Source organism: Parabacteroides sp. AF39-10AC (genome assembly GCF_003635405.1).
Taxonomy (GTDB): Bacteria; Bacteroidota; Bacteroidia; order Bacteroidales; family Tannerellaceae; genus Parabacteroides; species Parabacteroides distasonis.
In genome coordinates, this window is record NZ_QTLP01000013.1 from 143,212 (window position 1) to 154,105 (window position 10,894).

Annotated in this window: 9 protein-coding genes and 5 tRNA genes; 3 read left to right on the forward strand and 11 right to left on the reverse strand. The window is 46.6% G+C overall.

Features of this window, described 5'->3' with window-relative positions; all coding sequences use genetic code 11:
- The first annotated feature begins 244 nt into the window (after positions 1-244).
- Positions 245-2,311 carry a cation:proton antiporter gene (locus DW033_RS13420; RefSeq protein ID WP_044544615.1) on the forward strand — a complete coding sequence of 689 codons (2,067 nt, stop codon included), beginning with the start codon at positions 245-247 and terminating at the stop codon, positions 2,309-2,311.
- A 3-nt stretch (positions 2,312-2,314) separates the two neighbouring features.
- Here DW033_RS13420 and DW033_RS13425 read toward each other — a convergent pair whose 3' ends face one another.
- The 9 genes from DW033_RS13425 to DW033_RS13465 form a co-directional block, all read right to left on the reverse strand.
- A complete protein-coding gene (locus DW033_RS13425; RefSeq protein WP_048927789.1) occupies positions 2,315-3,310 on the reverse strand; it encodes a nitroreductase in 996 nt (331 codons plus the stop codon).
- A gap of 114 nt (positions 3,311-3,424) precedes the next feature.
- Positions 3,425-3,509: transfer RNA gene (locus DW033_RS13430), tRNA-Ser, on the reverse strand.
- Between the two features lie 15 nt (positions 3,510-3,524).
- A tRNA-Lys gene (locus tag DW033_RS13435) sits at positions 3,525-3,597 on the reverse strand.
- Between the two features lie 19 nt (positions 3,598-3,616).
- Positions 3,617-3,689, reverse strand: a tRNA-Lys gene (locus DW033_RS13440).
- Positions 3,690-3,708: 19 nt separating this feature from the next.
- A tRNA-Lys gene (locus DW033_RS13445) sits at positions 3,709-3,781 on the reverse strand.
- Between the two features lie 19 nt (positions 3,782-3,800).
- Positions 3,801-3,873: transfer RNA gene (locus tag DW033_RS13450), tRNA-Lys, on the reverse strand.
- 116 nt (positions 3,874-3,989) lie between these two features.
- Positions 3,990-4,793: an MBL fold metallo-hydrolase gene (locus DW033_RS13455; RefSeq protein ID WP_005858162.1), complete on the reverse strand. Its 804-nt coding sequence runs from the start codon at positions 4,791-4,793 to the stop codon at positions 3,990-3,992.
- A gap of 49 nt (positions 4,794-4,842) precedes the next feature.
- Positions 4,843-5,907 carry an asparaginase gene (locus DW033_RS13460; protein WP_005858163.1) on the reverse strand — a complete coding sequence of 355 codons (1,065 nt, stop codon included), beginning with the start codon at positions 5,905-5,907 and terminating at the stop codon, positions 4,843-4,845.
- A gap of 22 nt (positions 5,908-5,929) precedes the next feature.
- Positions 5,930-6,541 (reverse strand): trimeric intracellular cation channel family protein, encoded by a 612-nt coding sequence (locus DW033_RS13465; RefSeq protein ID WP_005858164.1) that lies wholly within the window; start codon positions 6,539-6,541, stop codon positions 5,930-5,932.
- Positions 6,542-6,713: 172 nt separating this feature from the next.
- Between DW033_RS13465 and DW033_RS13470 the strand changes: the two genes are divergently transcribed.
- Positions 6,714-8,195 carry a DUF3943 domain-containing protein gene (locus DW033_RS13470; protein ID WP_005858165.1) on the forward strand — a complete coding sequence of 494 codons (1,482 nt, stop codon included), beginning with the start codon at positions 6,714-6,716 and terminating at the stop codon, positions 8,193-8,195.
- On the opposite strand, the gene DW033_RS13475 is transcribed toward DW033_RS13470, so the two are convergent.
- Together DW033_RS13475 and DW033_RS13480 are read right to left on the reverse strand one after the other, a co-directional pair.
- Positions 8,192-9,829 (reverse strand): ABC-F family ATP-binding cassette domain-containing protein, encoded by a 1,638-nt coding sequence (locus DW033_RS13475; protein ID WP_005858166.1) that lies wholly within the window; start codon positions 9,827-9,829, stop codon positions 8,192-8,194. The two genes, DW033_RS13470 and DW033_RS13475, sit on opposite strands and share 4 nt — an antisense overlap.
- 17 nt (positions 9,830-9,846) lie before the next feature.
- Complete coding sequence (locus DW033_RS13480) at positions 9,847-10,059, reverse strand: hypothetical protein (protein WP_048927777.1); 213 nt, start codon at positions 10,057-10,059, stop codon at positions 9,847-9,849.
- A gap of 136 nt (positions 10,060-10,195) precedes the next feature.
- Between DW033_RS13480 and DW033_RS13485 the strand changes: the two genes are divergently transcribed.
- Positions 10,196-10,744: a 30S ribosomal protein S16 gene (locus DW033_RS13485; RefSeq protein WP_005858168.1), complete on the forward strand. Its 549-nt coding sequence runs from the start codon at positions 10,196-10,198 to the stop codon at positions 10,742-10,744.
- Positions 10,745-10,894: the final 150 nt, after the last annotated feature.

Genomic DNA, 10,894 nt, shown 5'->3' on the forward strand with positions numbered 1-10,894 from the left:
TGTTTGACGCCCTTTTATGCAAAGGGTTTAAACGCTTTTTAGTTTTATAACAATAAACTCAATGTAATGTATGTACAAATATAATCGGTTCACGTTAATGTCCCAAGATTTACATATACTTTAACTTATAAAACTCACACATTTATTGTTATCTATAAAAGAAGATGCAAAGTTGGCGTAAACGCTGCAATCTCCGCAAATTCTTATTATTTTTGTTTCAAATTATAACGAAAAAATTACGCATATGGTATTAGCCTCGACAATAGATTTCACATTGCCCTTAGCGGACCCGGTATTAAAATTTCTCTTGATTCTTTTAATTATCCTGGCCGCTCCCCTTTTATTAAACAAGCTGAGAATCCCTCACCTGCTTGGACTGATCATTGCCGGCGCAATTATCGGACCGCATGGCTTTAATCTCGTATTACGGGATAGCAGCATTATCTTGTCCGGGACGGCGGGATTGCTTTATATCATGTTTCTCGCCGGATTGGAAATCGATATGGCGGATTTTAAGAGAAATAGTACGAAAAGCCTAGCTTTCGGCATGTACACATTCCTCATTCCGATGATCCTAGGAACGGTTGTCGGGATATGGGTCCTGCAATTCAACGTATTGACCTCCGTTTTACTCGCCAGTATGTTCGCCTCCCATACATTGATCGCCTATCCGATTATCAGTAAACTGGGTATCAGCAAAAACAAAGCTGTCAGTATCACCGTAGGAGGAACGATGATCACTGATACCTTGGCATTGCTCGTCCTAACGATCATTGTCGGCATGGCCACCGGACAGGTCAACGATATGTTTTGGATTCGTCTGGGGGTTTCCATCTTGATATTCGCGTTAATCGTATTATTCGGTTTCCCTTTCATTGGGCGTTGGTTCTTTAAGCATGTACACGATAATATATCACAGTATATATTCGTGCTGGTGATGGTATTTCTGGGATCTTTCCTAGCTCAGGTAGCGGGCATGGAGGCGATCATCGGGGCGTTCTTATCCGGACTAGCCCTAAATCGCCTTATCCCGCAAAGCTCACCTTTGATGAATCGTGTCGAGTTCGTAGGAAATGCCATATTCATCCCATTCTTCTTGTTGGGCGTAGGTATGTTAATAGATTATCGTACGTTCTTTACCAGTTTCGAGACCATTAAAGTAGGACTTATCATGATTATCGTAGCTACGGCCGCCAAATACATAGCCGCTTGGATGACCCAAAAGACTTTCCATCTGTCCACGGATCAGCGAAGCGTTATTTTCGGCCTAAGTAACGCACAAGCCGCCGCTACATTGGCCGCCGTGATGGTCGGATATAACGTAATCACCGGAACAGACGCTAATGGGGAACCAATCCGGTTATTAAATGAGAGCGTGTTGAACGGTACGATCCTGATGATACTTGTCACTTGCACCATCGCCTCTTTCGCCGCCCAAAAAGGCGCTCATAACATAGCGGCCCAAGATATATCCGATAAGGAGGAAAACAAAAAAGAATCAGAGCATATCTTGATACCGGTCAGCAATGAAGAGACCGTGGAAGAGCTGGTCAACCTCAGCTTGGCGATCAAATCTCCCCAAAACAAGAACGGCTTGTTTGCCCTAAAAGTGATAGATAACCATCATTCAGACGAGAAAGCGTTAAAACAATCCCGCAGGGTTCTACAGACCGCAGTCAATACGGCTGCCGCCACGGATACCCGGATGAAGGATTTATTAAGATATGACTTAAGCATATCGAATGCTATCGCCAGCGTGGTAAAAGAGCGGGAGATCACAGATCTGGTAGTGGGATTGCACAAGGAAAAAGATATACCGGCGGCCTTCCTTGGCCATATCGTGGAAAGCGTATTGGCGGAAAGTAGTGTAAGCACATTCATATACAAGCCCGCACAACCCATCTCTACTGTTAGACGGCATCTGATCATCATCCCGGAATTGGCCGAAAAAGAAATCGGTTTCAACCAAATCATCTTCCGGCTACGAAACGTGACCCAGAACACAGGTGCAGCGACAGTCTTTTACGGTTCGGAAGCGACCTTGAATGCCTTAAAGAAATTATTAGCCAAGAAAAGCGGAGAAGCCAGTTATATCGAATTCAACGACTGGGATGACTTCCTGATCGTTTTCCGGGATATAAAACCGGACGACACGATGTGGATTATCCTTAGCCGCAAGGAAGGACTTTCCTACGCTCCCGCCATGGCCCGTATCCCCAAGTACCTCAACAAATACTTTCAGGCAAACAGTTTCGTCTTGGCATATCCCGTGCAAGCTGGCATGAACGAGGGCACTCGCTATCTGACTTAACCATTACGGAACCAGCCTCTCACGCCAAGACTTTCGAGGTGAGTACGGCATTTTCCGCTTAGCGTATCCCAGACGGAGGATCAAAGCAGGAATCTCGTTGGTGAAAGACAAGTCTTTCGCCAGCAAACCGGAAAGATCACGCACCTCACAAGGCTGGTTCAAAAAGGCGAAAGCGATATTCTTTTCCGTAGCTCTCAAAAGAAAACGTTGCAAACTCCGGCCTAGCGCAAACCATTCCGGTAGCGTATTTGTCCGTAAGGCAAACAAGGCTAAATGAGAAGAAGAGTCCAGCTTCTTCTTGTCTCCCCTATTTTGTATGCCGGCTTTCAAGACACTTCCCATGATTGTCTCTGAGATAAGACGGGGAAGATTCGGCGCCCCGAACACCGCATAACTCAGGCCGTCCGATGTAGCTCGTACATGATTCTTATTAAAACGCATCCATGATTTCAGCTCTCGTTTAAACAGATGATCGTTCATTTGCCGGTTATTCCCCGCAAATATATAAGAAGAAAGCGTATCGAACTCCCACTCTCCTTTCGACCACAAATGCAGACTGATATTTTCCTCCAAAGGCGTATTCCTCAAATAGCTCAATTGATCCGATGGAATCATTTCCCCGGAATATATGCCTCGATTCGTCTGTCTGACCGAAATTTCCTCGATAAGCCCACTCGTCTCCTTAATCATCGATGCCTCCGACAAGAGTACGGTGATCTCCCCCGATCCTGAAAAAACCGGTAGCGGAGCATATCCTTTTGCCTCAGCCGCAATGCAAAGATTCTCGGTGGCACATCCTAAGCTAATAAATAACTCACGGTTATCCGGATCTACGACCGGAAGGGACTTACTCATATCCGGAAGAATCTGTATCCTATCCTTTTGCACACGAAACAACCAAGGTTGGGTATTATGCCCCGATGGGGCTTTCACGGCTTGTTCCATCATATAGATAAAATCCGGCCGTATATCACTTATCCGCAATGATCCTGTTTCCATATTATTATACACTTTCTCATTCTAGCGATGCCCACTACCTCTTTCCGTTCGTGCCCGGACAAACGCCTCAAAAACAAAAAATCCCGTAAAGCTTTCGCCTTACAGGACTCTCTGCGGAAAGACAGGGATTCGAACCCCGGGAACCTCTCAGTTCAACGGTTTTCAAGACCGCCGCAATCGACCACTCTGCCATCTTTCCAATAAGTAAATCGTGTGACCTGGGAGGGGCTCGAACCCTCGACCCAATGATTAAGAGTCATTTGCTCTACCAGCTGAGCTACCAAGTCAACATGTTATTTGTTTGAGTGACCTGGGAGGGGCTCGAACCCTCGACCCAATGATTAAGAGTCATTTGCTCTACCAGCTGAGCTACCAAGTCAACATGTTATTTGTTTGAGTGACCTGGGAGGGGCTCGAACCCTCGACCCAATGATTAAGAGTCATTTGCTCTACCAGCTGAGCTACCAAGTCAACATGTTATTTGTTTGAGTGACCTGGGAGGGGCTCGAACCCTCGACCCAATGATTAAGAGTCATTTGCTCTACCAACTGAGCTACCAAGTCATTCCATTTTGCTATCGTTACTTTTTCAAACCACCGTTTGTTTCTCGATTGCGGGTGCAAAGATAGAGGTTTTATTTTTCCCCGCAAACTTTTCGACTACTTTTTTTCATAAAATTTTAATCAAACTCGTAAATATCCGAGGGTGTAGTCCGCTTCAACGCAACCAATGAGACATCTTTCCCTACCCTTATGCCCTCTTGGAAAAGACGTATATCCACTGTCTTATAGGCCAGTTCGGGATGGTTATTGTCCCGGCTGAGATGGCAAAGCCAGATATTCTTCAAACCGGTATTATAATGGGTCGCCAAGAACTCTGCGGCCTCCCTGTTACTCAAATGCCCGGTGGGGCTCGCCACCCGCTCTTTCAAGAAAGCGGGATATGTACCGAAACGAAGCATCTCCTCGTCATAGTTCGCTTCCAATATTAAATGGTTCGCCATGCAGATATATTTCCCCACCGTGTCCGTGATATGGCCTACGTCGGTAGCGAAAGTGAATTTATGATTACCATACTCGATATGGTACCCCACATTATCAGTACTATCGTGAGGCACCTCGAAAGCCGTGATACGGAAATCACGGATAAGGAATGGAACTTCTTTTTCTATAACCTTGCGGGAGACACATAAGGTCTCCTCCACATACCGGCTCTTATCAATCCCCCGGTGCACGTCGGCTGTCGCATAGACAGGAATGCAAAGCTTCTCGCCCAAATACCCGACCGTCTTGATATGATCCGCATGATCGTGGGTAATCAACACGGCCACGATCTTGGTAAAATCGATCGACCGGTCCTTCAATACTTTCTTTATGGTCCGGATTCCGATACCTGCGTCAATCAGCATACCGAATTCCGAAGTCCCCAAATAATAGCAGTTCCCACTGCTCCCACTCGCTAAACTCAGAAATGATAGTTTCATACTCTCCTATTCCGCAACACTGCTTTTTTTCTGTTTTACATAGTATACACTAGGGGCGGAACGTCTCAGGGATCGATACCTCCCCGATCAACGAGCAGTTCATATGCTCCTTCACCTCGTCGGGTGTCAGCCCATGGCCGAAGAGGAACATTAGCTTCGTCACGGCGCTCTCCGTCGTACTATCGAAGCCGCTCGTCACGCCTGCCTCCAACAATTTGTGCCCCGTCTCATAACGGTGCATCTCCACACTTCCGGCCCTACACTGAGTAACATTCACGATGACGATACCACGGTCTACAGCCTCCTTCAACATATTCAAGAACCATTCCTCGCACGGAGCGTTTCCGCTTCCGAATGTTTCCATCACCACGCCTTTCAGACCCGGGATATTCAGGATACTTTCCACTACTTGCGGAGAAATTCCGGGGAATAGTTTTAGTATAGCGATATTTCGGTCCAACAAATAATGCGGCTTCAGCGGCTTACGCGATACCGGATGATATACCTGCGGCAGATCATACTTAATATAGATACCCGCATGAGCCAAAGCCGGGTAATTGTACGAACGGAACGCATTAAAATTATCTGCGTTTATCTTACTCGTACGATTCCCCCTCAATAAATCATTCTCAAAAAAGATACAGACCTCCGGGACCAACGGTAAGCCGTTCTCCTTGGCGGCCGCTATCTCGATCGCCGTAATCAAGTTCTCCTTCCCATCGGTACGCAACATCCCGATCGGTAATTGCGATCCCGTAAGGATCACCGGCTTACTCAGGTTCTCGAGCATAAAACTCAATGCCGATGCCGTATACGACATTGTATCCGTGCCATGCAGTACCACGAAGCCGTCGTATTTCTGATAATTATCGGCGATGATTTTCACGATCTTCATCCACGAGTCCGGCCCCATCTCCGAGGAGTCCATCGGAGGATCGAACTGTATCGTGGCCACCGAATACCCCAGTTTCTTCAACTCCGGCATATTGTCCTTCAAATGCTGGAAATTAAACGACTCTAACACTCCAGTCTCCGGATTCTCGATCATACCTATCGTCCCACCCGTATATATCAACAGGATGGAAGCCTTTTCTTGTTGAGTATGCATGTCCATATAATTATGCAAAGTTAATAAATTATTCTTCTCCTTTCAACACCGGAACACTTATATGATATTTTACGGCGATTATACGTGCGAGGAACACGCTCAACGCCGATACGAACTGTATCATCGCCGCCGACATAGAAGTTTGCATACATATATAATATATCAAACCGCCAAAGACACAAGCCAACGCATAAATATCTTTCCGGAATATCAAAGGCTCCTCATTAATCAATATATCCCTCATCATACCGCCAAACGAGCCGGTTATAGTTCCCATCACGATCGCCACCCACATGGGAAACCCGAAATCCAAGGTCTTGGCGATACCTACCACCACAAACAACCCCAATCCGATAGCATCGAATATAAAAAATGTATTGTTCAAACGGATCACGTATTTTCGGAAAGCGATAACGAACAACAAAGCCAAGGCCGAGACAATCAAATAAGAGGCTTGTTCCATCCAAAAAGGCACCGCATTCAATAAAATATCACGAATCGTACCTCCTCCTACAGCGGTCACGACACCCACCACATAGGCGCCAAACCAATCAAATTGTTTCGCAGAAGCCAATCTTATGCCACTTATGGCAAACGCAAAGGTCCCTGTATAGTCACAAAAGGTGATAAAATCTATCATTTTGTTTTTTTCGCAAAAATACGGAATAGTTCGCAAATAACAGCATTTATAGAAAGAATACCTAACAATAATTTAAACCAAACGAATCCCTTAATGTTTATTATATATAAGTTTGCGGAGTGGTTATAACCGTAACCTATTGATTTTTATTCACAAAAGAGAATTGAGTTAGATGAGGATGAAAAAATGCATGTTGATCGGGTTGATCTGTCTGCTATCCAGCCAATGGATGTGGGGGCAACACTTCCCTCAGATGGATGCCCGCAATTACGTGAGCGACACGGCCCTTTTCATTCCACGCCGCCCTTGGTTGGCAGCAAGCGAGGTATTCGGAATGAACATGGCCGTCTGGACTTTCGACCGTTTCTTAATGAACGAGGATTTCGCGAAGATAAACGGACATACGATTAAGCAAAACTTCAAGACGGGGCCTGTTTGGGACACGGATAAGTTCTCTACCAATCTGGTGGCCCATCCCTATCACGGATCATTATATTTCAACGCGGCCCGTAGCAACGGACTGAATTTCTGGCAATCCATTCCATTCGCGGCGGGAGGCAGCCTAATGTGGGAATTCTTTATGGAAACGGAACCGCCCTCCATCAATGACATGCTTGCCACCTCTTTCGGCGGTATAGAATTAGGTGAGATTACCTACCGGCTCTCCGACTTATTCATCGACAACCGCTCCCACGGGGCGGAACGTGTGGGACGGGAGATCTTATCCGGTTTGATATCTCCGATGCGGGCGATCAATCGTATCATCACGGGAGAAGCTTGGAGACACAGCAGCTCCAAGGGGCGTGTCTACACCTCGGTTCCCGTAAACTTCATCGTGGGTGTCGGCCCTCGCTTCCTTGCCGAGCAGGAAGGCTCCAAGCATGGCACTACGAGCATGCACGTATCCTTCAGGTTGGATTATGGAGATCCTTTCAATGATGACTTCTATTCGCCCTATGAATGGTTTCAGTTGAAGGCCGGGTTCGATTTCTTTTCGAGCCAGCCGCTCATCAGCCAAGTCAATGCCGTTGGGGCTATCTGGGGGAAACAGGTCTGGAGTAAAGGCCCTCGTAGTCTGGCCGCTGGAATCTTTCAGCATTTCGACTACTATGATTCCGAGTTAAAATCCAATAGTTCCCAAACGGTAGCTCCCTACCGCATATCGGAAGCGGCGGCGGTCGGTGGTGGATTGATCTATTACAAAAGAGGCACGCCGGACAATAAAGTAGATGTTTACGCCGAATTATACGGAACAGGAGTCGCCTTGGGCGCAAGCATCTCCGATTACCTCCGGCTGGAAGAGAGAGATTATAATCTGGGAAGCGGTTATAGCGTGAAAGCGTTTACCGGATTGGCCTACGATAAACGCTGGGCGTTCTTGATCGATTTGGAGAACTACCATATCTTCACATGGAAAGGATACGAGCCGGATATAGACTGGAATGCGGTGGACCCTACAAAGTTAAACGTACAAGGCGATGCCGGCAACGCACGTTTAACGGTATTTTCCACCACCTTAGCCTATATGTCCAAGCATAAATGGAATATTGCGTTGCGAAATCGTTATTTCTCCCGCCGTACCCATTATAAGTATCATAAAGATATAGATAGCTCCACGTATGATATTATGCTGACGCTTGGGTGGAGGATTTAATTCTTCCGCTCAAGCTCACGCAGATTCTCCATCTTCTTGCGCTGCATAAACTCATAGATGCCTTCCAAATGCTCCGTCACTTTTTGGTTTCCGAACTCATAGACCTTAGAGACCAGCCCATCCAAGAAATCACGGTCGTGGGATACGACGATCAACGTCCCGTCAAAGTCAAGCAACGCCTGCTTCAAGATATCCTTCGTCTTCATATCCAGATGGTTTGTCGGCTCATCCAGAATCAGCAAGTTCACAGGCTCCAACAATAGCTTAATCATGGCCAGACGTGTACGCTCGCCACCGGAAAGCACCTTCACCTTCTTCGCCGAGTTCTCGCCGCCAAACATGAACGCACCCAGCAGATCCTTGATCTTATTACGGATATCGCCTTGTGCCACATCGTCTATCGTCTGGAAAACCGTAAGATTCTCATCCAGCAGGGAGGCTTGGTTCTGGGCGAAATAACCGATCATCACGTTATGCCCCAGCGTCAACGTCCCCTCATGCTCGATCTCTTTCATGATACACTTCACCAAGGTAGACTTACCCTCGCCATTCTTCCCGACGAAAGCGATCTTATCCCCTCGCTCGATCATCAGATTAGCGTTTCGGAAAACCGTATGATCGCCATACGCTTTCGAGACATTCTCAATCGTCACCGGATAAGAGCCCGAACGGGGCGAAGGCGGAAACTTCAAGCGCAAAGCCGAGGTATCTTCCTCATCCACCTCCAAGATCTCCAGTTTCTCCAGCATCTTCACACGGCTCTGCACCTGCAAGGTCTTGGAGTACGTGCCCTTGAAACGCTCGATGAACTCTCTCGTCTCGGCGATCATCTTCTGTTGCTCGTCATAAGCCTTCTGTTGTTGCTCACGACGTTCCTTCCGTAATTGCAAGTATTGGCTATAGTTTACCTTATAATCATAAATCCGGCCCATCGTCACCTCGATCGTACGAGTCGTGATATGATCCACGAACGCACGGTCGTGGCTGATCACCACTACGGCCTGACCGTTATCGATCAAGAAATCCTCCAACCACTGGATAGACTCGATATCCAAGTGATTCGTCGGCTCGTCCAGCAAAAGGACATCCGGTTTCTTCAACAGTAGTTTCGCCAGTTCGATACGCATACGCCAGCCACCGCTGAATTCACTGGTTTGCCGGTCGAAATCCTCCCGTTTGAAACCCAGTCCCAACAAGGTTTTCTCTATATCGGCGTCGTAATTGATCTCCTCTATGGAATAGAATTTCTCGCTCAAGGTAGAGACCCGCTCGATCAGCTCCATATAACCATCCGACTCATAGTCCGTACGAGTCTCCAGTTGCTTATTCAATTCGGCGATCTCCGCCTCCATCTCGTGCAGATGGGCGAAAGCCTGCGCCGTCTCCTCGAAAACGGTACGGCCATCCTCCGTCATCAAATGCTGCGGCAAATAAGCGATCACGGTATCTTTAGGGGCGGACACTTTTCCACGGCTTGGCTCCCGCACGCCGGCCAATATCTTCAACAAGGTAGATTTACCGGCACCGTTCTTACCCATCAAGGCGATACGATCTTTCTCGTTAATCACAAAAGAAACATCCGAGAAAAGGGCGCTTCCACCAAACTCTACTGTTAGTCCGTCAACTGAAATCATATGTTTATTTTAATACATTAATATAATGAAGCCGCAAAGATAAGAAAAATCCCTTTCATTAGGGATGTACAGGAGATTTCATACGATCTTTCCGGGGCAAGACTAGGAAGAAATTGGTTGCCGATGCCGTCGACAATATTTTCGACGCCGTCAGCAATATTTCCGACAGCGTCAGCAATATTTCCGACAGCGTCAGCATTATTGCCGACGGTGTCGGCAACCAATTGCATAAGGGACTAATCCCTTAAACTACCTTTAAAAAAAGCAGAAACATCCACATATTTTCCAACAAAACGCTTGTTTTATAAACAGAAACTCCTATCTTTGCACCCGCTAATACAAACAGCTTAAATTAATTATTCAAACATGGCAACAAAAATTAGATTGCAAAGACACGGTCGTAAAGGTTACGCCTTCTACCAAATCGTGATCGCAGACAGCAGGGCTCCACGTGATGGAAGATTTATTGAAAGGATAGGTTCTTATAATCCGAACACTAATCCTGCTACAGTAGATTTGAACTTCGAAAGAGCTTTGTATTGGTTACAAGTAGGTGCTCAACCTACAGACACAACTCGTAACATCCTTTCTCGCGAAGGCGTTTGCTTGAAAAAGCATTTATTGGAAGGTGTTAAGAAGGGTGCGTTCGACGAAGCCGCAGCTGAGGAGAAATTCCAAGCTTGGTTGAAGAACAAACAAGCTTCCGTACAAGCTATCAAAGAAAAAGACAGCGAAGCAGCTAGAGCAGAAGCTAAAGCACGTCTTGAGGCTGAGAAGGAAGCTAATAAGGCAAAAGCAGAAATCGTAGCTAAAAAGAAAGCAGAATTGGCAGCAGCTGAAGCTGCTAAGCAAGCTGAGGAAGCAGCCGCAGCGGCTCCCGCTGAAGAAGCTCCGGCAACTGAAAGCGCTGAATAATTCGTGCGATGCCAAAATAAAAAAGAGGACATTTTTCAATGCCCTCTTTTTTTATGCCTTTTCCACCAGCTACCGGATCTTCCTAATGCGTATAATCGGGCTCACCCGATAAATCAGGGGGAAAATTCTTTAATTCTATAGAAAATTTGC

Bases quoted from the DNA above. Each gene is read 5' to 3' on its own strand.
- DW033_RS13420 (WP_044544615.1), top strand. From the start codon at position 245: ATGGTATTAGCCTCGACAATAGATTTCACATTGCCCTTAGCGGACCCG.
- DW033_RS13425 (WP_048927789.1), bottom strand. From the start codon at position 3,310: ATGGAAACAGGATCATTGCGGATAAGTGATATACGGCCGGATTTTATC.
- DW033_RS13455 (WP_005858162.1), bottom strand. From the start codon at position 4,793: ATGAAACTATCATTTCTGAGTTTAGCGAGTGGGAGCAGTGGGAACTGC.
- DW033_RS13460 (WP_005858163.1), bottom strand. From the start codon at position 5,907: ATGGACATGCATACTCAACAAGAAAAGGCTTCCATCCTGTTGATATAT.
- DW033_RS13465 (WP_005858164.1), bottom strand. From the start codon at position 6,541: ATGATAGATTTTATCACCTTTTGTGACTATACAGGGACCTTTGCGTTT.
- DW033_RS13470 (WP_005858165.1), top strand. From the start codon at position 6,714: ATGAGGATGAAAAAATGCATGTTGATCGGGTTGATCTGTCTGCTATCC.
- DW033_RS13475 (WP_005858166.1), bottom strand. From the start codon at position 9,829: ATGATTTCAGTTGACGGACTAACAGTAGAGTTTGGTGGAAGCGCCCTT.
- DW033_RS13480 (WP_048927777.1), bottom strand. From the start codon at position 10,059: ATGCAATTGGTTGCCGACACCGTCGGCAATAATGCTGACGCTGTCGGA.
- DW033_RS13485 (WP_005858168.1), top strand. From the start codon at position 10,196: ATGGCAACAAAAATTAGATTGCAAAGACACGGTCGTAAAGGTTACGCC.